The organism is Rubrivirga sp. S365, from assembly GCF_032248475.1.
GTDB lineage: Bacteria > Bacteroidota > Rhodothermia > Rhodothermales > Rubricoccaceae > Rubrivirga > Rubrivirga litoralis.
Genome location: NZ_JAVTTN010000010.1, coordinates 33,489 through 59,181 on the forward strand (window position 1 = coordinate 33,489; position 25,693 = coordinate 59,181).

Sequence of the window (25,693 nt, forward strand, 5' to 3'; positions counted from 1 at the left end):
AGCCGTGGCAGCATCTGCTTGCAGGGTGGACATGGGAATACCGTAGTTGGGGGTTTCATCACGGCGTCCGACCGGGTGCCGGGGCCGCTCCTCGCCTTCCGGGGAGCGGCCACCGGCACCGAGCGCCAGTCGCGGTCTCAGCGAGCCCGCCCGACCCACCGCCGGACATCGGCGGCGCGGAGCACGCCGCCCGCCTCGGGGACTGCGGCCACGACCTCGTGCTTGAAGCGGTGGTAGAGCGTGTTCGCCGTCCTCTCGTCGGTGAGTGCGAGCAGCACGCTCAGCGCGAGGTCGGCCGGACCAGACCCGCCGTAGCCCCATTCGATGCCCGTCGGCGAATGCCTGGCGGCGTGGGGCACCGAGGCGTGGGCCTCCCCCTCCAGCGTTCGCCACAAGACCACGTCATCCGCGTCGCCGGTGAGCGCCTCGTACTCCGGCCGGACCGGAACCCCGATGGGCTCGTGCCGGACCTCGCCCGGCACGACGAGCCGGAGAGGGCTCCGCCCGTCTACGGACGGCACCGTCGAGGCGCCGTCCCCGCCGCTGGCGCCGTCCGCCAGTCGGCGAAGGGCCTCCCCGACGTGGCCGAAGGCCACGTTGCACCCGAGCCTGTACCCACGGCTCGCGGCGCCAGCACCCGTCACGCGGGCGAGGTAGACCGTGAGCCCGAACGGGACGAGCGGCCGGACCCACCCGAGGTGCTTGGACTGGACGAGCCCGAGTGGCATCCCGTCGTGGCTGGCCCGCAGGCCGTCCTCGACCGCGTCGAGGTCGAGCGCGGCCCAGCAGGCTCCCGCCATCCAGACCGAAGGACCCCCGATCTACCTGGCCGAGCCCCTCGAGGACCGGATCCTGTTCGGCGTGGCCGTGAAGTCCCCCATGGAGAGCCCGCTCAGTGCCCTCTCGAACCACGAGCTCGAGGTGTTCGAGATGACCGGGCGGGTGGCCACCACGCACGAGGCGGCCGACCACCTCCACCTGTCCGTCAAAACGGTCGAGAGCTACCGCTCCCGGGTCAAAGCGGAACTGGAATTCAAGAACGGAACCACGCTCCCGAAGCACGCCGTCGCGTGGGTCGAGTGCGATCGTGGGCTGGTCCCGGCATAAGGCAGCGCGCATGGCATCTCCACCGTCGACGCACACGGCCCCACCCGCCGCCCCGGCGCTGTCGGTGGTCACCATCCTGGTCCTCGCGCTGCTGTCGGCCGTCGCCCCGCTGGCGACCGACATGTACCTGCCGGGATTCCCGCAGATGGCCGAGGACCTGGCGACGAACGCGGCGTCGGTCCAGCTGACGCTGACGAGTTTTATGATCGGCCTGGCGGGAGGTCAGCTCGTCATCGGGCCTCTGTCGGACCGCTTCGGCCGGCGTCGGCCGTTGCTGATCGGGACGGCCCTGGCGATCCTCGCAGGCGCTCTCTGCGTCGTCGCGCCGAACATCGAGACCCTGATCGCACTGCGTACGGTTCAAGGGTTCGGCGGGGCAGCGGGCGTCGTGCTGGCGCGGTCCATCATTTCGGACCGCACGGACGACGAGACCGTGACGGCGCGGCTCTTTCAGGTGATGACGATGATCGGCGGCCTGGCGCCGGTTCTGGCGCCGTCCGCAGGGACGGGGATCGTCGCCGTGGCGGGATGGCGCGGCGTGTTCGCCGTCATCACCGGGTTGTCCATCCTATCGTTCGTCGGCGTCGTCCGGTTCATCGGCGAGAGTCTGCCGCGCGAGCAGCGCTCCGACGCAGGGCTCGGGCCTCTCTGGGACTCGATACGCCAGCTCCTCGGCAACCGGGAGTACGTCGGGTACACCCTCGTCGCGGGGTTCAGCTTTATGGCGCTGTACGGCTACATCTCCGCCTCGCCGTTCGTGTTCCAGACGGTCCTCGGCTTGACGCCGACAGAGTTTTCCATCGCGTTCGGGACGAACGCCGCCGGCATGATGGCCTCCGCTGCGCTCTCCGCCAGGCTGGTCTCGCGGATCGGCCCGAGGCGCCAGACGGGCTTCGGGCTCGTCCTCTTGCTGGCGGCGTCCTTTGCGCTGATGGCGTGCGTTCTCGCGGGCGCCGGACCGATGTGGGTGCTGCCTGCCGTTTTTCTCACGCTCGCCTCCGTCGGGCTGATCCTCGGCAACGCCAGCGCCCTGGCGATCCTTAGGGCGCCCCTCTTTGCTGGGACGGCTTCGGCGGTGCTGGGGGCGGCCCAGTTTGGCCTCGGGGCGCTGGTCTCCCCCCTCGTGGGCCTCGGCGGCGAAGAGGATCCCGTGCCAATGGCCATCGCCATCGTCGCGGCGGCCCTGCTCGCCTCGGCGTGTTTCTGGCTGCTCACCAAGGCGGAAACCGCGCCGACCTCGCCCGCCACGAGCCCACCACAATCACTCTGAAACGACTACCCGGCGCGCGGCGAGGTGATTCCCGGCTCGGCGTAGCGGCCACTCAGACGTTGGCACTGCGTGTTGGAGACAGCGGGGGTTCGGCTCGCACGTTTCCCTTGCCCGGTCGCTCGGCGGCGTCCTCACGGCCGAGCGGCTTCTTCACGCGCGTGTTACCGCGCCTCTACCTTGTGGCCGGCGGCTCGCACCTGTGCAGCCGATCTGAGACTGGCACCCTCCGGCCCGCATCCCGCTCTCTCGACGACCTCCGAAGGACGACCACGATGAACCGTCTGCCTACGCTCCAAGCTGCCGTGACCGCCGCCGTCGTAGGCCTGGCAGCCTCTCTATCGGCTTGTGCACAGGCTCCTGACACGCAACAGGACCCTGATGCTGAACAGACTCCGCCCTCCCAACAGGCTCCCACCATCCAGACCGAAGGGACCCTGATCTACCTGGCCGACAACCTCGACGAGGAAGCGGGCCTCGGCTGGTGCATCGACACCGTGGGCCGGGGGCAGAGCGACCAGCTCCACGCGCACTCGTGCAAGCCCACCGGCGGTGACGTGCAGTTCTCGTTCGACGCCGACACCGGCCACATCGAATCGGTGGAGTACGGCGGCCTGTGCATGGCGTACAGCGATCCCGAGAACGTGGAGGTGCCCTTCGGCCTGCTCGACTGCGTGGACGACGAGCCCACCCAGCGGTTCGCCTACGACTCCGACACGATGGAGATCAAGTATGGGGCCGACCCGCCGCAGTGCGTCACCGTCGCGGAAACCATCGACGACGCCGGGCCCTACCAGTCGCGCGACCTGATCATGGCGGCGTGCGCGGACCTACCCGCCAGCTTTAAGCAGTGGGTGATCCGGGCCTAGCGACCGAACGTCCCCTACCGAGGTGGCCGCCAAAGGCGCTGGCGGCTGGTCTGCTCAGCGGTCTCAGCCGCCAGAGGCTAGGCGTCTGCGAGAGGCCCTCCGCCCTTGCACGAGGCCCGTGACGAGTGCGGCCCCGTCCTCCTAGCGCGCCTTCACCATGGTCGTTGTCACAGTCCTCGCCCACGCGGGCGATTCGTTCGGGGACCGCAAGCGGGTTGATCGGCGCAGCCTTGGCGCGGCGACCTGTCCGGGAAGGGCGTGCCGTCGCCCTCGCAGAGGCCGCGGCCGTGCGTCGGGCTCACGTTCCGGGCCTACTCCTCCGAACTCGGCTCGTCCGGCGACTCCCACCCCGGAGGCCAGATCGTAAACTCGCTCACGCCTGACACCGCCCCTCCTACGCAGGGCCCCCGGAAGCTCCCGTCGGACTGCTTGGGGAGCACGCACTCGTCTTCCTCTCCGACGGGATTGACGAGGTTGAAGGAGACCACGTCCGGACGGTCGGACGTACCGGAGACCACCCTGAAGTCGTTCAACTCCATCGGTTCGAGGAGCGTGTTGGCCGGTCGGATGAAGTGTCTGGCGGATTCCCAATCGGCGAAGACGCCGTACTCAACAGGGAAGGTGCTGCCGTTCTCTAGGACGATCTGCCCGTCCCAGACCACGTCGGGGTCTTCACGCCCGCAGCCGGCCGCGGCCGCCAGTGTGACCAGGACGCCAAACGCGTAGAGGGCGGTGGGGGTGCGTACGTGCATGGGCGTCGACCGTCTGGAGGAGCCGTCAACTTACGTGCGGCGCCCCTGGGCCACGCCCAGCTCTGTCCGGTCGCGGAGCCTCCGTCGGCCGCGATGTCGTTCTCGCGGTGGTTCTGGAACGGCCGGTGAGGCCGTGGAAAGCCGGCGTCGAGGCGTCACGGCGCGGTGGAGCGTTCGAGCGCGGCGTAGGCGCCGCCCGCAGCGAGCAGCTCGTCGTGCGTGCCCTCCTCCACGATGCGCCCCGCGTCCAAGACCAGGATGCGGTCGGCGTCGCGGATGGTCGACAGGCGGTGCGCGATCACGAGCGCCGTGCGCCCGGCGAGCAGCGTCTCCAGCCCCTTCTGGATGAGCGCCTCGGTGCGCGTGTCGACGTTCGACGTGGCCTCGTCGAGGATCAGGATGCGCGGGTCGCCGACGAGCGCGCGCGCGAACGACAGCAGCTGGCGCTGCCCCTGCGACAGGCCGCCGCCGTCCTCGCCCAGGACCGTGTCGTAGCCGCCGGCCAGCTCGTCGATGAACGTGTGCGCGTGGACCGCGCGCGCCGCCGCCTCGACGTCGTCTCGCGTCGCGCCAGCGGCCCCGTAGGCGATGTTGTCGGCGACGGTCCCCGAGAACAGGAACGGCGTCTGGGGGACGGTCGCGATGGCCGCGCGGAGCGAGGCGCGCGAGACCGTGGTGACGTCGGTGCCGTCGACGCGGACGGCCCCCGAGGTCGCGTCGTAGAAGCGCGGGACGAGGTTGACGACGGTCGTCTTGCCTGCGCCCGTGGTGCCGACGAGCGCGACGGTCTGGCCGGGCGCGGCGCGGAACGAGAGGTGGTGCAGGACGGTCGGGCCGCCGTCGTAGGCGAACGACACGTCGTCGAAGACGACCTCGCCGCGCGGGACGTCGATGGCCGGGGCGCCGGCGTCGTCGGGCTGGCGGAGCTCGTCGAGGATGCCGTAGATGCGCTCGGCGCCCGCCAGGGCGGACTGGAGTTGGGCGTAGACCGTGGCCGCGAGCTGGACGGGCCGGAAAAACTGCTGGACGTAGAGCAGGAACGCCGTCAGTACGCCCACCGTGAGCGAGCCGCCCAGCACGAGCGTGCCCCCTACACCCAGGACGACGGCCGTGGCGGCGGTCGAGAGCACGTCGATCGACGGCGCCAAGGCCGACGTGATGGCGATGGCGCGGACGGAGGCGTCGCGGTTGGCGGCGTTGAGCGCGGAGAAGGCCAGGACGTTCTCGTCGGTCCGCGCGAACGCCTGCGCCACGCGCACGCCGACGATGTCCTCCTGGGCGCGCGCCGTCACGGCGCCGATGGCGCGCCGCGTGTCGCGGAAGGCCGCCCGCGCCAGGCGCGACAGCACGGCCGTGACGCCGACGGTGAGCGGCAGCACGAGAAAGCAGGCGAGCGCGAGCGGCACGTCGAGCGCCAGCATGGCGATTAGGACGCCGATCAGGCTCAGGAGCGCGCCGACGACCTGGATCAGGCCCTGCGAGAGCAGCGTGGACAGGGTGTCGACGTCGTTGGTGACCCGGCTCATCAGGTCCCCCACCGGGTGCGTGTCATAGTACCCCATGGGCAGCCGCTGGAACTGGCGAAACAGGCGTCCGCGCAGGTCTTCGAGGAGCCGCTGGCCGACGACGCCGATCTCCATCGTCTGGACCCGCGAGGCGACCGCGCCGACGAGGTAGACCGCGCCGAGCAGACCCATCAGCCGGGCCAGCAGCGCCGGGTCCGGCGTCTCGATGGCCTGGTCGATGGCGCGGCCGACGAGGAACGGCCCGAGCGCCTGGGCGACGGCCTCGACGGCGATCAGCGCGAGCGCCAGCCCGAGGCGCGCGCGGTAGGGATGGAGCTCGCCGAGCAGGCGGCGGCCGGGCGTAGGAGGCGGGGTCTGGGGCGTGCTCACGGTGTGGCCTCGATCTGGGAGCCGAGCAGGTCGGCGTAGAGCGGGCTCCCGTCGAGGAGCTCGTCGTGCGTGCCGCGCGCGGCGATGCGCCCGCCGTCGAGGACCAGGATGCGGTCGGCGCGCCGGAGCGTGGAGAGGCGCTGCGCGACGACGAAGACCGTCGTCCGGCGGTCGTCGATGAGGCGGCCGAGCGCGTCGAGGAGCGCGGATTCGGTGCGCGTGTCGAGCGCCGAGGTCGAGTCGTCCAGGATGAGCAGCCGCGGCGCGACCAGCAGCGCGCGCGCGATCGCGATGCGCTGGCGCTGGCCGCCCGAGAGCCCGGCGCCGCGCTCGCCGACGGACGCGTCGTAGCCGCCGTCGAGCGTGCGGATGAACGCGTCGGCCTGCGCGGTCACGGCGGCGGTGACGACCTCGGCGGCGGTCGCGTCGGGGCGGCCGTAGGCGATGTTGTCGCGGACCGTCCCTGAGAACAGGACCACGTCCTGCAAGACGAAACCGACCTGGCGACGCAGGCTGTCGAGCGTCACGTCGCGGATGTCGTGGCCGTCGATCTCGATGCGGCCGCCGGTGACGTCGTAGAATCGCGGGATGAGCTCGACGAGCGTGCTCTTGCCCGAGCCCGTCTCGCCCAGGATGGCGACCGTCTCGCCCGGCCTGGCGTCCAGCGAGACGCCGCAGAGCACGTCGTCGTCGTCACCGGGGTAGTGGAACGAGACGTCGTGGAAGGCGACGCGGCAGCGGAGCGGCGGGAGCGGCACGGCGTCCGGCGCGTCCTGGACCTCGACGGCCGCGTCGAGGACGGCGTAGACGCGCTCGGCGGAGACGGCGGCGCGCGCTAGCGACGCCGACAGCATGCCGACGGTGCGGATGGGCTGCAGGAGCAGGCTGAGGTAGCTGTTGAACGCCACGAGCTCCCCCAGCGTCAGCGTGCCGCCGTAGACGAGCGTGCCGCCGACCCAGACGATGGCGAGCGCGCCCAGGTCGGAGGTCAGGTTCACGACCGGGAAGGTGTTGGAGCGCGCCCGGACGGTCTCGACGGTGACCGCGCGCAGCGTGCCGTTGACGTCGTCGTAGCGGTCGCGCTCGGAGGGCTCGCGGGCGAACGCGCGGACGACGCGCACGCCGGCCACGTTCTCCTGCAGGACCGTGTTGAGGCGGCCGACCGTCGCCTGGACGCGGCCGAAGAGCGGCTGGATGACCCGGACGAAGCGCGCAATCAGAATCGCGATCGGCGGCACGACCGCGATCGCGACGAGCGCGAGGGTGACGTTGATCGAGAGCAGGAGCGCCGCCGTGCCCCCGAACAGCACGATGGCCGCGACGAGCTGGACGACGCCCCCGCCGATGAACGAGCGGACCTGCTCCACGTCCGACGTCACGCGCGTGACGAGCTGGCCGGTTTGGGCGTCGTCGTAGTAGGCGCTGTCCAGCCGCTGGAGCTTGGCGAAGAGCGCCTCGCGGAGGTCGAAGGCGACGCCCTGGGAGGCGCGCTCGGCGAGATAGCCCTGGGCGAACTGGGCCAGCCCGCGCACGAGCGCGATGCCGACGAGCGCGACCGCGGCCGTCAGGACGATGCCGCGGTCGGCCGCGACCAAGCCCTCGTCGATGGCCCAGCCGGTGAGGTACGGCACGGCCAGGCCGGCCGCCGAGACGATCAGCAGGGCGGCGAGCGCGCCGCCCGTGTCGAGCCGGTAGGTCCACAGCCCGGCCAGGGCGCGGCGGATCGGAGAGTGCATGGGGGCGCCGGGCATGATCTACGAGAGGCCCATCCGCTCCGCGAGCGCGTCGCGGCGTCCCCGGGCCACGCTCAGCCTCGTCCGGTCGCGGAGCCGGACGGCGTAGTCCCCGCCCGGTGCGGTCAGCAGCGCGTCGATCCGGTCGAGCCGGACGATCGTCGAGCGGTGGACCCGGAAAAAGTCGGCGGGGTCGAGCCGCTCCTCCAGCGCCGAGAGCGTGTCGCGGATCAGGTGCGTGCTCTCGCCCGCGTGGACGGCCACGTAGTCCCCGTCGACCGTGAAGTAGTCCACGTCGGCGACGGACACGACGCGGATCTGGCCCCGCGTCTCGACGGCGATCCGCTCGAGGTACGTGGGTGGGGCGGGCGTCGGCTCGGACGCCTCCAGCCCGACGGCGCGGCCGCCCAGGAGCGCGAGGAGCTTGGCGTGGAGCGCGTCGCGGTCTCGAGAGCGGACGGCCTCGCGGGCTCGGGCGAGCGCGGCCTCGAACCGGTCGTTCTCGAACGGCTTCGTGAGGTAGTCGAGCGCCGCCAGCTCGAAGGCCTCGATGGCGTGCTGGTCGAACGCCGTCACGAACACGGTCACGGGCATCCGGTCCGGCCCGACGGCGCGGACGACGCCGAACCCGGTCATTCCGGGCATCTGGACGTCGAGGAAAGCGACATCGGCCGGGCGGCCCCCCGCGAGGAGCGCCTCGATCGCTAGGGCCGCCTCCGACCCGGACGCCGCCTCGCCGACGACCTCGACGTCGTCGGCCCGGCCGAGCAGGGTTCGGAGCCGCTTGCGAGCGAGCGGCTCGTCGTCGGCGATGAGGACGCGGAGCGGGGCGTGCATGGGCTAGGCAGGGGCGGCGGCGCGGAGGTCTTCGGCCGTGTGGTACGGGAGCGTGATCGCGACGAGGAGTCCGCCCGCCTCGGGCTCGGTGAGGTCGAGGCGGGCGTCGCCGCCGTACAGCGCCTCTAGCCGCGCCCGCGTGTTCGCGAGCCCGATCCCGCTCCGCCCCTTCGCGGGGGCGGCGGACGCGCCCAGGCCGGGGCCGTCGTCCTGGACGCCGAGCACGAGGTGCTCGCCGTCGAGCCGCGCCGAGAGGGTGATGGTTCCGCGGCCGGCCCCACTCATGCCGTGCTCGACGGCGTTCTCGACGAGCGGCTGGAGCACGAGCGTAGGGACGAGCGCGTCGCGCGCGAGCGGGTCTACGTGCTCGTTCACTTGGAGAGCGTCTCCGAACCGGACGCGCTGGATGTCCAGATAGTCGTGGAGGAACGAGAGCTCCTCGGCGAGCGGGACCTCCTGTCGAGCCGTCCCGTCGAGGGTCCGGCGGAGGAGCGCGCTCAGCCGGGCCACGACGTGCTGGACCCCGGCCGGGTCGTCCTCGGCGAGCGAGCTGATGGCGTTGAGCGTGTTGAACAGGAAGTGCGGGTTGAGCTGCATCCGGAGCGCCGCGAGCCGAGCGTCGGCGAGTTGGACCTGGAGCTCGGCCCGCTCGGCGACGAGCGCCGCACCCTCGGCCTTGAGGTCCGCGGCCTCCCGCTCGCGGTCGCGGAGCCGGACGAGCGTGTGCCGCGCGGCCCCGAGGGCGAGGACGGCCACGTACGCCAGAAAGTCGTCGAGAAACCGGAGTCGGGCGATAATCGGGCCGATCTCGAACTGGGCCGCGGTGAGCGGACCGAGCCGGCCGGGGAAGGCGCCCGTCGCGTCGGGGGCGACGCCGGCGGGCATCGTCTGGAGCACGGCGGTTCGGATCATGGCAACGTTGAGGACCTCGACGGCCAGGGCCACGACCAGCCCGATGGCCAGGTGGAGCGCGAGCCGCCGCGCCAGGCGGCCCCGCTCCAGCGGGAGCCGCTCGGTCAGCCGGAAGACGAGCGGCGTGATCAGCGCCCACACAACGTAGATGAGCGCCCCGGCGACGATGACGCCGGGCCGGGCCTCCGCGCCGAACGGCCGGAGCGGCCCGACGGCCCGGCGGAGCACCTCGAGCGCGGCCAGGAACGTCCAGAACCCGGCGATCGCCGCGTACTCGGTGGCCCGCGACCACGGGAGCCGGTTGGCCCCGGGGCCAAGGCCGCCTAACAAAACGCCCTCTCGGGCTGCGAGCGGCTGTGCCGACCAGCGGTCGGCATCGCACTCCATCGAAGCCGGGGGCGTGTCATCGGGCGGTCGGGACGGTCGCGTGGGCACGGAGCGTTTTTGCCAGGGGAATCGTGATGGAGCGGCCGAGCGCGTTGGCCGTCCGCAACGTACGTGCCGGCCACGACGGGGCGGCCGCTGGCTACGACCTGCGCCCGTGCCGGGAGGGCCGGCACGGCGAGCACGAGGAGCAGGGGATGGGGCATCGGCATGGGCCGGGCAACGAGTGGGGCGGGTGCCGCTCGGGCGTGAGCGGATCCGACGGGAGGGCTCACGCCCCAGCCAGCGTCACGCGCACCCACGCCCCGAGAGGACTGGGCGCCTCGGCGGCCGCGCGGCCCCCGCCAGACCCGCCCCGACCGCCGCCTGCGCGGCCCCCTCCGCCGCCGCTCCGCCCGCCGCCGGCCCGCCCGCCGCCACCGGCGCGGCCCCCGCCAGACCGCTCGGCACGCGCGGGCCGCTGCACCTCGGACGTTTCGAGCCCCACACCGACGACGGCGCCTGGCGCGGCCCCTACGGCGAACTCGCTGTCCTGGAGCGGGACTTTCAGCTCGTAGACGAGTTGGCCGGCGTTGAGGGACCCCGCGGCCGTCACGCCCGAGGCGCCCCCGGCCGGGTGCCGCGTCCCGGGATCGTTCTCGCCCCGTCGCAGGGCGAGTTGAGCGAACGAAGGCGTCGGCGTCTCGCCGGGCTGACGGTGCCCCTGACCTGCGCGCGGGTCGGACCCCTCCGGCGTAGCGCCAGGCCGCGCCCCGCCGAGGCCGAGCGGGAACTGCACGCCGAGCGTTTTCGCCTTGCCGCCCTCCGGGTCGAGCCAGACGGTGAGCCCACCGACGGCGACCTGGCGGACGAGGGCCTCGTTCGAGACCACGAGGGCGACGTAGAGGTCCTGGCCGTCGTTGCGGACGCCCATCATCAACCCGTTCTGACCCTCGACGGGCTGGAGGTTGTCCTGCCAGTCGGCCTCGGAGCCGTCGACGGTCACGGCCGACGTGGCGCGCTGGCTCGCCATCGTCTGGGTGGACGAGCATCCGCCGACCGCCAAGCCGGCGAGCAGCAGCACGAGACGAGACGATGTCATGGGAATGGGAAAGGTCATAGGGAGTGGGGAGAGAAACAGGTGGGAGCTACTCGTAGCGGAGCGCCTCGATGGGGTCGAGCGCCGCGGCCTTGCGGGCCGGGTAGTAGCCGAAAAAGACGCCGATGGCGCCGGAGACCCCGGCGGCCACGACGAGGACGACCGCGTTGATCACGACCGGGAGCCCCATCGCGTCCGTCACCAGGACGGTCAGCCCGAGCCCAAGCCCGACGCCGAGGACCCCGCCGATCAGGCTGAGCAGGATGGCCTCGACCAGGAACTGCTCCAGCACGTCCGACCCGCGCGCCCCGACGGAGAGGCGGATCCCGATCTCGCGCGTCCGCTCGGTGACGGAGACCAGCATGATGTTCATGATGCCGATGCCGCCGACCAAGAGGGACACCCCGGCGATGGCGCCCAAAAAGAGGGTGAGCGTGGTGGCGAGCGAGTTGGCGGTCTCCAGGATGTCCTCCTGGTTCCGGATCTCGAAGTCGTCGGCCTCGCTCGTCGCCAGCCCGTGCTCGATGCGGAGCGTGCTCCGGATGCGCGCCTCGGCGACCGTCAGCGCGCCCTCGTCCGTCGCGCTGGCGGAGATGGAGCCCAGCGTACGCTCCCCGCTCAGGCGGTAGAGCACCGTCGACCACGGGGCCAGCACGACGTCGTCCTGGTCGCTGATGCCGCTGCTCCCCTTGGCGTCCAGCACGCCGACCACCGTCGCCGGGACGGTCCCGATCTGGATCTGCGCGCCGATCGCGTTGTCGCCGCCGAACAGCTCGTCCACGATCGTCTGCCCGATCACGACCACCTTGGCGCGGGCGCGGACCTCGTCGTCGGTAAAGACGCGGCCGGCGCCCAGCTCGTAGTTCCGGATCGCGAGGTACTCGGGGGCCACGCCGTAGACGGTCGTGCTCCAGTTCTCTCCATTCGCGACCACCTGCTGCTGCGACTGCGCGACCTCCGAGACCGCCGCCAGCTCGGGGATGGCGCGGAGCGCCTCGGCGTCTTCGGGGTCGAGCGTGGCGAGGCTCGTGCTCTGGGCCACGCCCCCGCTCTCGGCCCGGACCGGCGAGACCGTGAGCAGGTTGGAGCCCATCGCCGAGATCTGGTCGTTGATGTTGACGCTCACGCCCTGCCCGACGGACACCATCGTGATCACGGCCCCGACGCCGATGATGATGCCGAGGGCCGTCAGCAGGCTGCGCATTCGATTCTTGAGGAGGCTCTTCGAGGCCGCCTTCAGCAGTCGGATCCACTTTTTCATAGCGAGACCGGGTCGGGGAGGATGGCGTCGAGGCCGGTGTTGCCCTGAAGGGCGGCGAGATCTTGGGCCGCGTCGCGCTGGTCGGCCACGGGCGCGTCGTGGATCACCAAGCCGTCGCGCAGCTCGATGATCCGCGACGTGTAGCGGGACACCTCTGGCTCGTGCGTGACGATGGCGATGGTGGCGCCTTCGCGGTTGATCTCCTGGAAGAGCGCCATCACCTCAATCGTGGTCCGGGTGTCGAGGTTGCCCGTCGGCTCGTCGGCGAGCAAGAGCGCCGGGTCGTTGACGAGCGCGCGGGCGATCGCGACGCGCTGCTGCTGGCCGCCCGAGAGCTGGCTCGGCTCGCTCGAGAGGCGGCCGCCCAAGCCGACGCGCTCCAGCATCTCGCGCGCCCGCGCCTCCGGCTTCGCGATGCGGCCGGTCCGGTCGTAGAGGAGCGGGAGCATGACGTTGTCGAGCGCGGTCGTCCGCGCCAAGAGGTTGTACCCCTGGAAGACGAAGCCCAGCTTCTGGCCCCGGAGGTCGGCCCGTTCGTCGCGGGTGAGCCCGCTCACCGCCACGCCGTCGAGCCAGTACTCGCCGGCCGACGGCGTGTCGAGGCAGCCGAGCGTGTTCATGAGCGTCGACTTGCCGGAGCCCGACGAGCCCATGATGGCGACGAACTCGCCGCGCCGGACCTCCAGGTCGATCCCGCGCAGCGCGTGCACGGGCTCGGCGCCGGGGTAGACCCGTTCGAGGGCCTCGGTGCGGATGACGGGGTCGGAGGAAGACACGGGAGAGGGAGTCAAGGAGGACATCGGGCTAGCGGCCCCTGCCACCGCCGCCCCCCAGGGCACCGCGTGGCGCTTCGAACCCGCCGGACGACTCCTCGTCCTGGGCGAGGACCTGCTCGATGACCCGGAAGCCGGGCTGGACCAGCGAGGCCGCCTCGCCGATCGGCACCACCTGCGTTTGGGCCCCCGCGCTCAGCCCGACCTGGACGGCGACGGTTTGGAGGTTGTCAGCGTCGTCGAGGTACCAGAGCTGGCTGGTGGCCGTCCCGCTCGCGCGGTCGCCCCCGCCAGCGGCGCCCCGGGTCGCGGCGGAGTCCCGGGTCGCGGCGGAGTCCCGGGTCGCGGCGTCGCTCGCCGAGCGGGTGGGCGTCCCGTCGGACGAGAGCGCCGCCCGCATGGCAGCGGTCGGCTGGATCTGGAGCGCGGCCGTCGACACGGCCAAGACGGCGCTCGCTTCGTCCGTCACGAAGTCGACCGTCGCCGTCATGCCGGGGAGCAGGTAGCCCGACACGTTGTCGGCGTCCACGACCGCCGTGTAGGTCACGACGTTCTGCTCGCTCGTCGGCTGGAGGCGGACCTCGCGGACGATGCCGTCGTGCATCTCGTCCGGGTAGGCCGGGACGGTAAACGAGACCGGCTGGCCCTCCTGGATCTGGCCGATGTCGCTCTCGTCGACGTCGACCAGGATCTCCATCTGGTCGAGGTTCTCGGCCACCACGAACAGCGTGGGCGTCGACAACGAGGCGGCCACGGTCTGCCCCGCGTCGACGGCGCGCTCGACCACGACGCCGCCGATGGGCGCGCGGATCTCGGCGTTGGAGCGGTTCTTCTGGGCCGTCGCCACGCTCGACTGCGCCGAGGCCACCTGGGCCTGGGCCGACACGACCTGGGCCTGGGCCGAGGCCACCTGGGCCTGCGCCTGCGCCACCTGCTCCTGGGCGGACCGCACAGCCGCCTGCTGCGAGCCGACGCTCGCCTCGGCGGTCTGGACGGAGGTCTGGAGCGGCTGGAACTCACTCTGCGAGAGGTACCCCCGCTCCGCCAGCGGGGCGTTCCGGCTGAGCGTCGCCCGAGCGTCGGTGAGCGTCGCCTGGGCCTGGGCGAGCTGGGCCTCGGCCTGGGCCACCTGCGCCCGGGACTGCCCTTCGGAGGCCTGCGCCTGCTCGACGCCGGCCCGGGCCTGGCCCAAGCCCGCCTGAGCCTGCACCACGCCAGCCTGGGCGTTCTGGAGGGCGGCGTTGAGCGTCTCGGTGTCGAGGACGGCGAGCAAGTCGCCCTGCTCGACGCGGTCGTTGAAGTCGGCGTAGACGGCGGCCACCTGGCCGGACACCTGGGTGCCGACGTCGACGGACTCCAGGGCCTGGAGCGTGCCCGTGCTGGAGACGGTCACGCGGAGGTCCGTCCGCTCGACGGCGGTGTAGACGTAGGTCCCGTCGCTGTCGGGTTCGGGGCCGAACGCGAGCCACAGCACGACGCCGACGGCGGCGAGGGCGAGGAGGACGAGGAGGGGCTTGGGGATGCGTTTCACAGTGGTGCCTCTAGCGGAGGGCGTCGAGGGCGGGAAGGAGGTCGCCGACGGCGTAGCCGAGGGCGACGCGGTCGATAAGGGCCTGGTAGCGCGCCTGGGCCACTTGGCCTTGGGCGTCGACGGCCAGGCTCTGGGCGTCTGCGAGCTCGGCGAAGGTGCCGGCCCCGACGCGGTACCGCTCGCGAGCGGCGTCGAGCGCCTCGGTGGCGGCGGCGACCTGCGCCTCGGCCGCGTCGAGGCGGGCCTCGGTCGAGCGGACGTTGAGGGCGGTCTGCTCGGCCTCGAACCCAGCCTGCTGCTCGGCGGCCTCCAGCGTCAGCCGCTGGTCGTTGAGCGAGATCTGAGCCCGTTCGACGGCGCTCTGCGTCTGCCGCCGGTCGAGGATGGGGATCGTGAGGCCGAGGCTGAGCCCAGCGCTCGGGCGCGTGTCGAACAACTGGGTGGCGAAGCCGCCGTTGCTGCTCGCGTAGCTGGAGCCCGCGGTGAGCCCGACCGAGACCGAGGGGTACCGGCCGGACTGCGCCGCCCGGATGGCGGACTCGGCCGCGTCGGTCTGGAGCCGCTGCGCCTCCACGTCGCTCCGGCGCTCGACGGCGAGCGCCACCAGCGCGGTGGGGTCGAGCGTGGGCACGGGGAGCACGGCCGTCGTATCGACGGGCGCCACAACCACCTCGGTGGCCGGCGCGAGGCGGAGCGTCTGCTTGAGGTCGAGGAGCGAGGTCGCCACGCTCTGCTGGGCCGTCACGAGCGACTGGCGGCTCTGCGCGATCGTCGCCCGCTGCTGGAGCACGTCGGCGAGCGAGCGGTTGCCGGCGTCGTAGAGCGCCTCGATCAATTCGAGCTGCTCCTCCTGCGCCGCGAGGGCCTCCTCGTTGACCCGGACCACGGCCGCGTCCTGCAGCACGTACAGGTACTGCGTGGCCGCGAGGTAGAGCGTCTGCTCTTCGGCGCGACTGAGCGAGGCCTGCGTCGCGGCCAGCTGCGACTGCGACTGGTCGAGGTTCGCCCGGCGGAGGCCGGCGTCGAAGAGGGTGAGGCTCGACGAGGCGCTCGCGCTGAGCCCCGCGGTGAGGTCCCCGTCCGTGCCGGTGTCGAACACCGTGCCCGTGCTGTCGACGAAGCTGGAGGCCCCGCCGCGGGCGTAGGTCAGGGAGGGACCGGCCGTGACGGAGAGCGTCGGCCCGAACGCGGCCCGGTCTTGGGCGACGTTGACCTCGGCGAAGCCCACGCTGTTCTGGGCCTGCGCCAGGTCGATGTTGCGGCCGAGCGCGAGCGCCAACGCCTCGTCGAGCGTGAGCACGGTCGGCGCGGCGTCCACGACCGGGGCGTCCTGCGCGAGGGCCGGCGCCGCGGCGAGCCCGAGGGCAAGCCCGAGAGCGGCGATGCGGAGACGAAGGGAGAAGGCGAGCACGGGGTGCGGGAGAGAATCTGCCCCCTCAACGGCACCGCGTGGCCCACGATGCAGCCCCCCGGCCCAACTGCACCCCGGTGGGGCCGAACGGCACGGTCGGACCGGTGGCCGAGCCCGCGCGGGTCCCCAGCCGCCGCGTCTCGTGCTCGGAGGACCCGCGAGGCAGGGTCCCCAACGACCGAGACGAGCGGACGCCTGCCCCGGGAAGCCGACGGGCTTCGCCCATCCCTCGGTGCGCTTCGCCCCCGGCGGCGTGCACGTCGCCAGACTGGACGCACGCGGAGGTGGGGGATGCCGTTCGGGTCATCGGACGCCAGCCCTGAGGTCCATCCCGCCCTTCCCACGTCTCTCGCAGTGCCCATGCCGACGGGCACCCCGGCCTCGGCCATCTTGTCCATTCTCCCCCATCGCCATGAGCACGCCTGTTGTCCGCGCCCCCCGCCCACGCCGATCCTGGCCGATCGTACGAGTCGGTTCCCAGCCCCACCCCACACCGACGCCCCCTGAAAGGCCGGCCCGAGCCGTGCTCGTGGACCCGCACGCCGTCGTCACGGACGCGCTCCGGACCGTCCTGACCCCGCCGACCGCCGAGGTCGCCGCCGTGGCTCGGACCGCCTCCGAGGGGCGCCGGGCCGTGGCCGCGTGCCAGCCCGCCCTCGTCGTCATCGAGACGGCGGCGGCGGGGTGCGGTGCCGGGTTCGTGGCCGAGCTCCGGTCGTCGGATCCCGACGTGTGCCTGGTGGCCCTGACGGCGTGCGACGATGCCGCCTTCTGCATCGCGCTCCTCGAAGCGGGGCTCGACGCGTTCGTCCTCAAGCGGTCGCCGCTTCGTCGGATCGGCTACGCCATCGACCGGGCGTTGGGGGGCGACCTCTACCTTGACGACGGGCTCGCGCCGTCCGCTCTCGCGCTCGTGCTGGAAGGGCCCGGCCGGGAGGGACCGAGCCCGCCAGAGGCCGAGGTCTTCGCCTTCTTGGGCGACGGCCTGACGGTCGCCGAGATCGCCAGCGCTCTCGGACTCTCCGAGGAGGCCGTGGCGACCCGAATCGAGGCCCTCCGAGAGCGGTTCGGGTTCGAGACCGACGCCCGCCTCGTCCGCGCCGCGGTCCGCCAGCGGGCCGGACTCGAACGGTAGGGGCGCCGGTGCTGGCCGACGAACACCGTGGGGGACGGCGCTTCCCCTGATCGGACCGGGGGTGCCGCGCCAGAGGCGATTGCCCCGCACTCTCAACGTCCGGTCGAGGGCACCGTTAGCGGCGCGCAGGTTGCAGGACCATCGGCCCCGGCGGCCTTCTGGCAGAGGCTGCGTCGCGCGCCCCGCCCGCTCCTGCGGAACCAGATAGCTAGAGTCCCTCCCGGAGGACATCCGCCCACCGCGCCCACGGCCTAGTCCGCCGGCGCGGCCAACGCGGTGGACTAGGCCGTACCCTTCTCGCCAGCATCTTCCAGATAGCGGATGGCGTCCTTTCGATCGGCCGAGCCAGAGGAATAGCTTCCGGCATGGCCGACACCCCCACTACCGTCGCCTCGTTCGCCCCAAGGTGATGGAGACCGGGAGGCAAGCGCGTTGGTTGACCGCCAGACCGAGGCCATGCTGACCGACGGCCAGGTGGACGCCTTCCGCGCGTTCCACCCGCAGCGGCTCCGGGGACCGCCGCCGCGCGGCCCGTACGCCCAGCCCAATATGCCAGCCTTTTCCCACCGCTCGCCTGTACAGACCGCCGTGTCGACCGCCGGGTTCGTTCTGGCGTGGACGGCGATCTCGTTCGGGATCTCCGCGGTCGTCTTCGAGGCTTCGAGCCTAGCAATCAACATCGTGGTCGGCGTGGCGCTCGGGCTGGCGAGCGCGTGGTTCGAGTCGGTTGCGTTTCCGCGCTGGGGTCTTCTCTTGGCGCCGATCACGGCCGTCGCGCTGCGGACGGCGTTCTACACCGCCGTGACCGCCATCGTCCTGGTCGCGTCGTTTGGACTGGGTCCACGTGGGAGCCCAGGGGCCGGCATCGTGGAGACATACACTGGCAGCGCCTTCTGGGGGTTCGTGACCAGCACGGAGAACGCCGTCGTGCTGGGGCTCGTGGCGGTGGCCAGCGTCGTCGTCAACGGCGCGCGGCAGGTCCGTCTGGTGCTGGGGCCAGGCACGCTGGCGGCGCTCCTGTTCGGCCGCTACCGGGTGCCCGTCCGCGAGGAGCGGGCGTTCCTGTTCCTCGACCTCACCGACTCGACGGGGCTGGCCCAGCGCCTAGGTCCGGCCGACTACCACGCGTTCAAGAACGCGTTCTTCGCCGACGTCGCCGGACCGATCCTGGCGACCGGCGGCCAGATCTACCAGTACGTCGGCGACGAGGTCGTGGTCACGTGGCGGGTGCGGGGCGGGCGGCTGGCACGGAGCCCGGTCGAGACGTTCGTGCTCTTGGACGAGGCGGTCCGCCAGCGGGCCGAGCACTACCGCGACCGCTACGGCGAGGTCCCGGCCTACAAGGCGGGGCTCCACGTGGGCGGGGTGGTGACGGCCGAGGTGGGGCAGATCAAGAAGGACATCGTCCACACCGGCGACGCCGTCAACGTGGCGGCGCGGATCGAGGGGCAGTGCCACGGGCTCGGCGCGCGGCTGCTGGCGTCGGAGGCCGCGCTCGGGCTCGCGCCGCTCCCCGCCGGCCTGGAGGCCGAGGAGGTCGGCGCGGTCGAGCTGCGCGGCCGGGTCGGCACCGTCCGGCTGTTCCGCCTCTTGCCGCTCGACGCGGCCCCGGCGGACGGAGCTACGTAGGAGCGACCTTCCGGTCCCCGGCTGTTCCGACAGGCTCAGGCCGAGACGGAGGCGAACGGGACCGACAGGGACCGCGCCCCGTCGCCCCCGTGGGCGCGGCCCCAGTCCCGCGGCGACGCGCCGAACTGGCGCCGGAACTCGCGGCTGAACTGCGACGCGCTCGCGTACCCGACGCCGTACGCCGCCTCGCTCACCGTCGCGTCCTGCCGGAGACGGAGCGCGGCGTGGCTCAGCCGCATCGCCTTGACGAACTGGAGCGGGGCGTAGGTCGTCGCCTCCTTGAACCGGCGGTCGAACGCCGACCGGCTCATCCCCGCCCACCGCACCCGGTCGAGCGACCGAGGCGAGCTGGCCGTACGGATCGGCGGTGTAATCCGGGGAGAGGAGGCGTTTCGGGAGCTAGCGGTATTCCGGGTTGTGGTAGCCGAACCGGGCGCCGTCGCTCCAGGCGCTCTTCTGGTTGCCGTACGCCGGGACGCCGCCCGCATCTTTGAGCAGCCGGGCGAGGTGGAGCAGGTTCCACGCCATGAACGTCGTGTTCCGCTGGGTGAACTCGTTGTCGAGCCCGACGCGCGACCCGTCCTCGCGCTCGTCGCCGTAGCTGGCGCCCGGCCCGGCCTCGCCGATCCAACCGGCGTCGGCCTGGGGCGGGACGATGTAGCCCAGGTGCTGGAGCGCGTAGAGCACGCCTTGCGCGACGTGCTTGATGCCGTCCTCGTTGCCCGTCACGATGCAGCCTCCCACCTTGCCGTAATAGACGTACTGGCCGCGCTCGTTGAGCATCCCGCTCATGGCGTAAAGCCGCTCGATGAGCCGACTGGCGACCGACGAGCGCTCGCCGAGCCAGATCGGCGTGCCGATCACCAGGATATCGGCCGCCTGGACCTTTTTGTAGAGCGCGGGCCAGTCGTCGTGCGCGGCGCCGTGCTCGGTCATGTCCGGCTGCACGCCGGGCGCGAGGTCGAGGTCGACGGCGCGGACCGTCTCGACGGCCACGCCCTGTGTTTCCCAGATGTCGACCGGGACCTGGAGCAGGAGTTCGGTGTGCGACGGCGCGGGCGACGGCTTGAGCGTGCAGTTGACGACGAGCGCGCGGAGGTCGGAGTAGTCGGCGGGAGGATCTTCGGACATCAGGGGGGGTGGGGGGTGAGCAAGGAAAGGGTCGATGCCACGACTAGGTCGGAGCCGGAGACGATCAGGGCGCGCCGTCGAGCCAGCCGCCCGCGAACCCGGCGCGGCGCAGGCCTCGCACGAGCGGCGCGCAGTCGCGCATGAGGCGCCACGGTAGGCCGGTTCGGTGGTTCTCGATCATCAGCACGATGGGTCCCTGGTCGAGCCCGTAGTAGCCCTGCGAGATCCACCCGCCTTGGGCCGTCTCGTCGCCGGGGAACGTCGGATTGAACGAGCACTTGAACCCGTATTTGCTCGTGACCTCGGGGTGTTCCTCGTTGACGTGGGCCAGCGCCGGGAGCACGATCTCGGGGGCGAACGGCAGGCTGGCGACGACGGCCCACGGCGAGAGCGTCCCGTCGTCCGGCCCGAACGGGACGCCGCGCGCGAGGTAGGCCCAGAACTGGCGGTCTTCGCCGTCGACCGCGTGCTCGGCGGGACCGGGGCCATCGCTCGCCGTCACGCCCCAGGCGTTCTCGCCGTAGCCCCGGAACCCGCGGGGGTTGCGGATGGCGTACTCGCGCTGGACGTGCGTCGCGCGTCGGCTGTTCTCGAAGTAGTCGATCCCCTTCTCCCGCATGAACGCATCCTGGAGGCCGCGGAAGTCGATCCAGGCGTGCGAGAGCTGGTGGATGAAGAGCGGCCCGGCGTAGACGTGCTCGGTCTCGTAGAGCGTCCGCCAGTCGTAGGTCTCCAGCCAGGCGGCGTAGCTCGCCTCGGGGACCGGGTGCGTCGGGGAGCCAAGGGCGAGGGCGTAGAGCAGGAGCGCCTCGCTGTAGCCCTCCCAGCGGTGCGGGATGAACCCGTCCTCGGGCGTCCACCCGTGCGAGACCGTCGGGCCGCCATCGAACGCCCAGTCCCACTCGACGCGGCGGTAGAGGGCGTCGGCGAGCTGGCGGACCTCGGCCTCGTCGCCGTCGCCGTCGAAGTACTGCGCGGCCAGGAGCGCGCCCGCGATCAGAAGCGTCGTGTCGATGGTCGAGAGCTCGGACTCCCACACGCGGCGCCCGGACTCCATGTCGAGAAAGTGGTAGTAGAACCCGCGGTAGCCCGTCGCGTCCGGGGCCTCGCTCTGCTCGCTCTCCCAGAAAAACCGGAGCGTCGCGAGCACGCGGGCGACGGCCTCCTCCCGCGTGACGTAGCCGCGCTCGACGGCCACAGGGAAGCACGCGAGCGCCAGCCCGACCGCAGCGATGCTCGCCGGCGACTCCTCGCGCGTGTTGTCCTTGACGAGTCCCTTCTCGGAGTTGACCTCGTGGAGGAAGTAGTCGAACGTGTGCCGCTGGAGGTCGGCGAGCAGGACGTCGGAAGGGGTGCCTGAATCCGGAGTGTCGTCGGGCATCGGCTAGGGGGCGAGGGTGATTGAGGCGACGGCGTGGGCGGGCAAGTCGATCTCCACGACCAGCGCCTCACCGTCACGACTCCACTCGATGGGCTCAGGCACCATTCCGCTCGCCGCGTGGAGTGACTCGACCTGCTCCGCACTGAGATAGTCCGGCTCGCCCATCGACTCCCACAGCCTGCGGGCGTTCGCGTGGTCCTCGTCGACCCGTTCGACGGTGACGGCTGATGGGTCAGGCGCGCCGTCGAGCACCAAGCGGACGCTGGCCGTCTCGATGTCGTGGTCCGGGAGCGCGTGGTTGGTGAGGAGCACCACGATTCGGCCGTCGTCGTGGCGCGTCACCCAGCGGTCGACCGTCGGGTGCATCCCGTCCACCAAGAGCCGCTCGGTCCCGGCGCGGTGGAGCAGCTCGAAGGCCCGGTAGGTCGGCTTGGCGATGCCGTGGATGGTCAGGAGCCCGAACTTGCCCTTGAACGGCGTCGAGTCGAAGTAGACCTCCTCGAAGAGGTCCGTGAAGGTCCAAAAACTGTAGCCTTGGACGACGTCGGCCACGTCGAGAAAGCTCTTCATCACGAAGGCCGCCGCGTAGGGCCGGTCGTGCGGCGCGTAGAACGGGTTCGAGGACGCGTTCCACTCGGTGTAGTAGACCGGCCGGTCGCCCGCCTGGCGGGCGGCGTCGAGGGCCTGCTCGCGCAAGATGCCGCGCGTGCTCTTCGAGAGTTGGTCGCGCGTGTCGTCATCGGGCGCGCCGAAGGCGTCGGTTGGGTAGTGGTGCGTGCTCACGAAATCGAGCGGCAGGTCCTCGGCCTCGCAGAAGGCGACGAGGTCCTCGACCCACGCGTTCTTGGACGTCGCGGGGCCCCCGACCCGGAGCTCCGAGTCGACGCGCTTGACGGCCTGGGCGGTCGCGCGGTAGAGCTCGAAGTAGTCGGCCTGGGTGCCGGTCCAGAATTGCGACTGGTTGGGCTCGTTCCACACCTCGAAAAACCACTGCCGCACTTCGTCGGCCCCGTAGCGCTCGACCCAGTGGGTCAGCAGGCGTTCGATGAGCCCGCCCCAGGCGTCGACGTCCCCCGGCGGCGTCACGTTGCCTTTGTAGTGGAAGACGGTGTCCGGCCCTGACGCGAGCGCCTCGGGCATGAGGCTGAGCTCCACGAACGGCCGCATGCCTATCGAGACCAGGAAGTCCATGATCTGGTCGGCGTTGAAGAACGAATCCACGAGTTCGCCTGCCTGATCGACGAGCGTGCCCATGTCGTCGTCCATGATCCCGTGGAACCGGACGTGCCGCACACCCAGCTCGTCGCGGCACCGCCGGAGCTGCGCCTGCCAATCGGCGCGGAGCGCCAGCGTGGCGTGGCCGCTCCCGACGGTGTGGCTCCAGATATGTGGAAGGAGCTCGCCGGTTTGGGCGAGGTCGCAGCGGAAAAGGGGCATCGGGGAAGGATCTGTAATCTCGCAAGATGCGCCCGCCTACCTGGGAACGGGAGATGTGGCGCCCCCGATGTTCGCCCGCTAACACTTGGGGTGCGCGGGGCGAACCCTGAGCTCGTGGGGCACGTCCGAGCACCCTGCCCGACCCGCCCTGCATGGACTCGCCTCCACCCCTCCTCTTCCCCACGCACGACGGGTGCGGGGTGCTGGCCGGGACCGTTGTGGACACGTTGGGCGACGCCCTGCGCGCCGGCCCGACCCGCCGGTTCAGCAAGGGCGAGACGGTCTGGGACAAGGGCGACGCGGCCGACGCCATGTTCTTCCTGCACCTTGGAGCCGTCGAGGTCTCGCAGGGCGGGCCTGGCGGACTCCTGATGCACCGGGCCGCGCCGGGCGAGCCGTTCGGGATGCTGTGCTTGTGCGCGGAAGGGGGAGGCGTGCGGCCCTCGTCGGCCTGCGTCGTCGCCGACAGCGAGGTCACGTCGCTCGGGCTGGCCGACGTGCTGGGCCACCTCCAGCGGTCGCAGCCCGTGCTGCTCAGCGTCGTCGGCGGCCTGTGCGAGCGGGCGGTCGAGGCCGAGGCTCGCGCCGAGATCTTGACCCACCGAGACGCCGAGGGACGGCTGGCGCGGCTGCTGCTCCACCTTGCCCGGGTCCAAGCGGCGGACGACCGGGACGGCCCGGTGCGGCTAGCGCTCACGCACGACCAGCTTGCCCGCCTGGCGGCGATGAGCCGGCCCCACGTGAGCGTCGTTCTGGGCGAGTTCCGCGATCGCGGCTTGGTCGCCTACACACCCGGCCGGCCGCTCGTCCCCGACGTCGACGCTCTCCAAGCGCTCGTCGCGGCGGGCGAGGCCCACGCCTCTCGACCCCACGACTGACGTCGGCCACACGCGCAGGGGCGTCGCCGAGAACGACACGCCCGACACCTCCGCCAGCCCCTGAGCCGCCAATCGCGCGTATTGCCGTGTCTCGTTCTCTCTCACCCACTCCTCCCTCGTTATGAAAACCGGAAAAGCCTTTCTCGCCGGCGTCGTCGGCGGCGCCGTCATGAGCGCCATCATGTTCATGGCCCGCACCGTCATGGGCATGGACGTCAAGCTCGAACTCCTGCTCGGGACGATGGTCGGCCTCCAGCCCGGCACCACAGCGTGGATCGTGGGCTTCGTGATGCACCTGATGATCTCGGGGCTGATCGCGCTGGCCTACGCCTGGGCCTTCGAGAACGTGCTGCACCGCGCGAATGCGGGTGCTGGCGTCATGGTCTCGGTCGTCCACATCGTCGTCGCCGGGGTGTTCATGGGCCTGATGCCCATGATGCACCCGCTCGTGCCCGAGCAGATGGAGGGGCCGGGCTTCTTCATGCTGGGCCTGGGCGTGATGGGGCTCGTGGCGTTCGTCATGCTCCACGTCATCTTCGGGGCCATCGTGGGGGCGATGTACGGCCCGGCCCTGCACGGCTCTGCTGTCGGCGAGGGCGCCCGTGCCCGCCCGGCGCTCTGAGAGAGGCCCTCTTCGCGGTGGCTGCGGTGTCCCCATATCCGAGCCGTTGCCTTCGGAATGGGGCCGAGCCTGCCGTCCCTCCCTTCTCCTGACCGTCATGTTCGACGCCCACTGGACCCTCCAGCACCGCGAGCCCAGCCTCGTCAAAGGAGCCGTCGCCGGCCTCGTCGGTGGCCTCGCGGCCTCATGGGTCATGAACCAGTTCCAGGCCGCCGTCCCGTCCAAGACCTTCAAGACGCTTCTCGGTGAGGCAGGCGGCACCTCGTCCGGATCGTCCTCGGGTGGCGAGAGCGCGGCGCCTGCGACGGTGCAGGCGGCCGAGGCCGTCTCCGAGGGCGTCCTCGACCATGAGCTGACGAACGATGAAAAGGAGTGGGCCGGGCCGGCCGTCCACTACGCCCTCGGCTCGGGCGCGGGGCTGGCCTACGGCCTGCTGGCGGAGGCGAAGCCCGGGGTCACGGCGGGCCTCGGCCTCCCCTTCGGAGTGGCGTTCTGGCTGGGTGCCGACGAAGGCGCCGTGCCCGCCCTCGGTCTCTCGAAAGCCCCGTGGGCGTACCCGCCGTCGGTCCACGTCTACTCTCTCGTCTCGCACGTGGTCTACGGGCTCTCGGCCGAGGCCGTCCGCCGACTCGTCCGCTCCGCCCTCCGGTAGCCCCATGAATACCCCTCTCGTCGTCGCCATCACGGGCGCCAGCGCCGGCGCCGGACGGGCCACGGCCCGCGCCTTTGCCCGACGTGGCGCGCACATCGGCCTCCTGGCTCGTGGGACTGAGCGCCTCGACGCGACGGCCCGCGAGGTCGAGGCGCTCGGCGGCCAGGCCGTCGTCGTGACCGGCGACGTGGCGAACCCCGACGACCTCGAGCGGCTGGCGGCCGAGACCGAGGCCGCCTTCGGCCCGCTCGACGTCTGGGTCAACAACGCGATGGCGACGGTCTACGGCGAGGTCCACGAGGTCGAGCCCGACGAGTTCAGGCGCGCCACCGAGGTGACGTACCTCGGGCAGGTCTACGGCGCGCAGGCGGCACTGCGGCGGATGCGCCCTCGCGACGCGGGCACCATCGTGTTCGTGGGGAGCGGGCTGGCGTACCGCGGCATCCCGCTCCAGAGCGCTTACTGCGGGGCCAAGCACGCCGTCCAGGGCTTCTTCGAGTCCTTGCGCTCGGAGCTGATCCACCAGAAGAGCGGCGTCGCCGTGACGATGGTCCAGTTCCCGGCGCTCAACACGCCGCAGTTCGGGTGGGCGCGCACCAAGCGGACCCACACCCCCCGGCCGGCCCCGCCGGTCTACGCGCCCGAGGTCGGGGCCGAGGCCGTCGTGTTCGCGGCCACCGAGGGGCGCGGGCGCCGCGAGGTCTGGGTGGGGACCCCGACGGTCAAGGCCATCATGGCCGAAAAGGTCGCGCCGGGCCTGCTCGACCACTACGTCGCCCGGACGCTCTACGACGGCGAGACGACCGACCAGCCCGTGGCCGCCGACCGCCCGGACAACCTGTTCGAGCCCGTCGCGGGGGAGCAGGGCGCCGTGGGCGCCTTCGGCGACGAGGCCCGCGCGGCCAGCCCGCAGCTCTGGGCGACGAAGCATCGACCCTGGGTGATCGGCGCGGCGGGCCTCGCCGTCGCCGCCCTCGCGACACGCCTCCGTTCCTGACCTTTCTCTCCCCTCTCCCCT

Annotated in this window: 24 protein-coding genes; 9 read left to right on the top strand and 15 right to left on the bottom strand. The window is 71.8% G+C overall.

Annotation, left to right across the window (positions count from 1 at the left end):
• Nucleotides 1-137: 137 nt before the first annotated feature.
• Entirely contained in the window at nucleotides 138-800 is a 663-nt protein-coding gene (locus RQM47_RS16995) for a DUF6166 domain-containing protein (RefSeq protein WP_314009895.1), read from the bottom strand.
• A gap of 79 nt (nucleotides 801-879) precedes the next feature.
• Between RQM47_RS16995 and RQM47_RS17000 the strand changes: the two genes are divergently transcribed.
• The 3 genes from RQM47_RS17000 (at nucleotide 880) to RQM47_RS17010 (ending at nucleotide 3,243) form a co-directional block, all read left to right on the top strand.
• A complete protein-coding gene (locus tag RQM47_RS17000) occupies nucleotides 880-1,107 on the top strand; it encodes a LuxR C-terminal-related transcriptional regulator (protein WP_314009897.1) in 228 nt (75 codons plus the stop codon).
• A 64-nt stretch (nucleotides 1,108-1,171) separates the two neighbouring features.
• Complete coding sequence (locus RQM47_RS17005; protein ID WP_314009899.1) at nucleotides 1,172-2,377, top strand: multidrug effflux MFS transporter; 1,206 nt, start codon at nucleotides 1,172-1,174, stop codon at nucleotides 2,375-2,377.
• Nucleotides 2,378-2,679: 302 nt separating this feature from the next.
• Nucleotides 2,680-3,243: a ricin-type beta-trefoil lectin domain protein gene (locus RQM47_RS17010; RefSeq protein WP_314009901.1), complete on the top strand. Its 564-nt coding sequence runs from the start codon at nucleotides 2,680-2,682 to the stop codon at nucleotides 3,241-3,243.
• A gap of 311 nt (nucleotides 3,244-3,554) precedes the next feature.
• On the opposite strand, the gene RQM47_RS17015 is transcribed toward RQM47_RS17010, so the two are convergent.
• The 10 genes from RQM47_RS17015 to RQM47_RS17060 all read right to left on the bottom strand — a co-directional run bounded on the left by RQM47_RS17015 (nucleotide 3,555) and on the right by RQM47_RS17060 (nucleotide 15,810).
• A complete protein-coding gene (locus RQM47_RS17015) occupies nucleotides 3,555-3,995 on the bottom strand; it encodes a hypothetical protein (RefSeq protein WP_314009903.1) in 441 nt (146 codons plus the stop codon).
• Nucleotides 3,996-4,150: 155 nt separating this feature from the next.
• Nucleotides 4,151-5,890: an ABC transporter ATP-binding protein gene (locus RQM47_RS17020; RefSeq protein ID WP_314009905.1), complete on the bottom strand. Its 1,740-nt coding sequence runs from the start codon at nucleotides 5,888-5,890 to the stop codon at nucleotides 4,151-4,153.
• Nucleotides 5,887-7,626, bottom strand: coding sequence for an ABC transporter ATP-binding protein (locus tag RQM47_RS17025; RefSeq protein ID WP_314009907.1), 1,740 nt, complete (start codon nucleotides 7,624-7,626; stop codon nucleotides 5,887-5,889). Before RQM47_RS17025 ends, RQM47_RS17020 begins: the two co-directional genes overlap by 4 nt.
• An 18-nt stretch (nucleotides 7,627-7,644) precedes the next feature.
• Complete coding sequence (locus tag RQM47_RS17030; protein ID WP_314009909.1) at nucleotides 7,645-8,460, bottom strand: LytTR family DNA-binding domain-containing protein; 816 nt, start codon at nucleotides 8,458-8,460, stop codon at nucleotides 7,645-7,647.
• A gap of 3 nt (nucleotides 8,461-8,463) precedes the next feature.
• A complete protein-coding gene (locus RQM47_RS17035) occupies nucleotides 8,464-9,702 on the bottom strand; it encodes a sensor histidine kinase (RefSeq protein ID WP_314009911.1) in 1,239 nt (412 codons plus the stop codon).
• Between the two features lie 325 nt (nucleotides 9,703-10,027).
• Nucleotides 10,028-10,855 carry a hypothetical protein gene (locus RQM47_RS17040; RefSeq protein ID WP_314009913.1) on the bottom strand — a complete coding sequence of 276 codons (828 nt, stop codon included), beginning with the start codon at nucleotides 10,853-10,855 and terminating at the stop codon, nucleotides 10,028-10,030.
• A gap of 28 nt (nucleotides 10,856-10,883) precedes the next feature.
• Entirely contained in the window at nucleotides 10,884-12,095 is a 1,212-nt protein-coding gene (locus RQM47_RS17045) for an ABC transporter permease (RefSeq protein ID WP_314009914.1), read from the bottom strand.
• Nucleotides 12,092-12,895, bottom strand: a complete 804-nt coding sequence (locus RQM47_RS17050) for an ABC transporter ATP-binding protein (RefSeq protein WP_409946050.1) — start codon at nucleotides 12,893-12,895, stop codon at nucleotides 12,092-12,094. Before RQM47_RS17050 ends, RQM47_RS17045 begins: the two co-directional genes overlap by 4 nt.
• A 4-nt stretch (nucleotides 12,896-12,899) precedes the next feature.
• Nucleotides 12,900-14,399, bottom strand: a complete 1,500-nt coding sequence (locus tag RQM47_RS17055) for an efflux RND transporter periplasmic adaptor subunit (protein WP_314009917.1) — start codon at nucleotides 14,397-14,399, stop codon at nucleotides 12,900-12,902.
• A gap of 10 nt (nucleotides 14,400-14,409) precedes the next feature.
• Nucleotides 14,410-15,810 (bottom strand): TolC family protein, encoded by a 1,401-nt coding sequence (locus RQM47_RS17060; protein WP_314009918.1) that lies wholly within the window; start codon nucleotides 15,808-15,810, stop codon nucleotides 14,410-14,412.
• Nucleotides 15,811-16,339: 529 nt separating this feature from the next.
• Here RQM47_RS17060 and RQM47_RS17065 point away from each other — a divergent pair.
• The gene (locus tag RQM47_RS17065) at nucleotides 16,340-16,945 is read left to right on the top strand and encodes a response regulator transcription factor (protein WP_314009920.1); all 606 of its coding nucleotides are present in this window, start codon (nucleotides 16,340-16,342) and stop codon (nucleotides 16,943-16,945) included.
• A gap of 432 nt (nucleotides 16,946-17,377) precedes the next feature.
• A complete protein-coding gene (locus tag RQM47_RS17070; RefSeq protein ID WP_314009922.1) occupies nucleotides 17,378-18,574 on the top strand; it encodes an adenylate/guanylate cyclase domain-containing protein in 1,197 nt (398 codons plus the stop codon).
• A 35-nt stretch (nucleotides 18,575-18,609) separates the two neighbouring features.
• Here RQM47_RS17070 and RQM47_RS17075 read toward each other — a convergent pair whose 3' ends face one another.
• From RQM47_RS17075 to RQM47_RS17090, 4 genes are all read right to left on the bottom strand, one after another.
• On the bottom strand, nucleotides 18,610-18,885 hold the full coding sequence (locus tag RQM47_RS17075) for a helix-turn-helix transcriptional regulator (RefSeq protein WP_314009923.1): 276 nt from the start codon (nucleotides 18,883-18,885) through the stop codon (nucleotides 18,610-18,612).
• 88 nt (nucleotides 18,886-18,973) lie between these two features.
• A complete protein-coding gene (locus RQM47_RS17080; protein ID WP_314009925.1) occupies nucleotides 18,974-19,705 on the bottom strand; it encodes a flavodoxin family protein in 732 nt (243 codons plus the stop codon).
• A 64-nt stretch (nucleotides 19,706-19,769) separates the two neighbouring features.
• Complete coding sequence (locus tag RQM47_RS17085; protein ID WP_314009927.1) at nucleotides 19,770-21,086, bottom strand: glucoamylase family protein; 1,317 nt, start codon at nucleotides 21,084-21,086, stop codon at nucleotides 19,770-19,772.
• Between the two features lie 3 nt (nucleotides 21,087-21,089).
• Nucleotides 21,090-22,523, bottom strand: a complete 1,434-nt coding sequence (locus RQM47_RS17090; RefSeq protein WP_314009929.1) for a GH39 family glycosyl hydrolase — start codon at nucleotides 22,521-22,523, stop codon at nucleotides 21,090-21,092.
• 152 nt (nucleotides 22,524-22,675) lie between these two features.
• Here RQM47_RS17090 and RQM47_RS17095 point away from each other — a divergent pair, with 152 nt between their 5' ends.
• The 4 genes from RQM47_RS17095 (at nucleotide 22,676) to RQM47_RS17110 (ending at nucleotide 25,672) form a co-directional block, all read left to right on the top strand.
• Nucleotides 22,676-23,401 carry a Crp/Fnr family transcriptional regulator gene (locus RQM47_RS17095; RefSeq protein ID WP_314009931.1) on the top strand — a complete coding sequence of 242 codons (726 nt, stop codon included), beginning with the start codon at nucleotides 22,676-22,678 and terminating at the stop codon, nucleotides 23,399-23,401.
• Nucleotides 23,402-23,522: 121 nt separating this feature from the next.
• Nucleotides 23,523-24,023, top strand: coding sequence for a hypothetical protein (locus tag RQM47_RS17100; RefSeq protein WP_314009933.1), 501 nt, complete (start codon nucleotides 23,523-23,525; stop codon nucleotides 24,021-24,023).
• A gap of 97 nt (nucleotides 24,024-24,120) precedes the next feature.
• On the top strand, nucleotides 24,121-24,675 hold the full coding sequence (locus RQM47_RS17105; RefSeq protein ID WP_314009934.1) for a DUF1440 domain-containing protein: 555 nt from the start codon (nucleotides 24,121-24,123) through the stop codon (nucleotides 24,673-24,675).
• Nucleotides 24,676-24,679: 4 nt separating this feature from the next.
• On the top strand, nucleotides 24,680-25,672 hold the full coding sequence (locus tag RQM47_RS17110; RefSeq protein ID WP_314009936.1) for an SDR family oxidoreductase: 993 nt from the start codon (nucleotides 24,680-24,682) through the stop codon (nucleotides 25,670-25,672).
• The last annotated feature ends 21 nt before the right edge of the window (nucleotides 25,673-25,693 follow it).

Coding starts and splice junctions, on each gene's coding strand:
- RQM47_RS16995 (WP_314009895.1), bottom strand. CDS start 800: ATGGCGGGAGCCTGCTGGGCCGCGCTCGACCTCGACGCGGTCGAGGAC.
- RQM47_RS17000 (WP_314009897.1), top strand. CDS start 880: ATGGAGAGCCCGCTCAGTGCCCTCTCGAACCACGAGCTCGAGGTGTTC.
- RQM47_RS17015 (WP_314009903.1), bottom strand. CDS start 3,995: ATGCACGTACGCACCCCCACCGCCCTCTACGCGTTTGGCGTCCTGGTC.
- RQM47_RS17025 (WP_314009907.1), bottom strand. CDS start 7,626: ATGCACTCTCCGATCCGCCGCGCCCTGGCCGGGCTGTGGACCTACCGG.
- RQM47_RS17030 (WP_314009909.1), bottom strand. CDS start 8,460: ATGCACGCCCCGCTCCGCGTCCTCATCGCCGACGACGAGCCGCTCGCT.
- RQM47_RS17040 (WP_314009913.1), bottom strand. CDS start 10,855: ATGACCTTTCCCATTCCCATGACATCGTCTCGTCTCGTGCTGCTGCTC.
- RQM47_RS17045 (WP_314009914.1), bottom strand. CDS start 12,095: ATGAAAAAGTGGATCCGACTGCTGAAGGCGGCCTCGAAGAGCCTCCTC.
- RQM47_RS17050 (WP_409946050.1), bottom strand. CDS start 12,895: ATGTCCTCCTTGACTCCCTCTCCCGTGTCTTCCTCCGACCCCGTCATC.
- RQM47_RS17075 (WP_314009923.1), bottom strand. CDS start 18,885: ATGAGCCGGTCGGCGTTCGACCGCCGGTTCAAGGAGGCGACGACCTAC.
- RQM47_RS17080 (WP_314009925.1), bottom strand. CDS start 19,705: ATGTCCGAAGATCCTCCCGCCGACTACTCCGACCTCCGCGCGCTCGTC.
- RQM47_RS17085 (WP_314009927.1), bottom strand. CDS start 21,086: ATGCCCGACGACACTCCGGATTCAGGCACCCCTTCCGACGTCCTGCTC.
- RQM47_RS17090 (WP_314009929.1), bottom strand. CDS start 22,523: ATGCCCCTTTTCCGCTGCGACCTCGCCCAAACCGGCGAGCTCCTTCCA.
- RQM47_RS17095 (WP_314009931.1), top strand. CDS start 22,676: ATGGACTCGCCTCCACCCCTCCTCTTCCCCACGCACGACGGGTGCGGG.
- RQM47_RS17100 (WP_314009933.1), top strand. CDS start 23,523: ATGAAAACCGGAAAAGCCTTTCTCGCCGGCGTCGTCGGCGGCGCCGTC.
- RQM47_RS17105 (WP_314009934.1), top strand. CDS start 24,121: ATGTTCGACGCCCACTGGACCCTCCAGCACCGCGAGCCCAGCCTCGTC.
- RQM47_RS17110 (WP_314009936.1), top strand. CDS start 24,680: ATGAATACCCCTCTCGTCGTCGCCATCACGGGCGCCAGCGCCGGCGCC.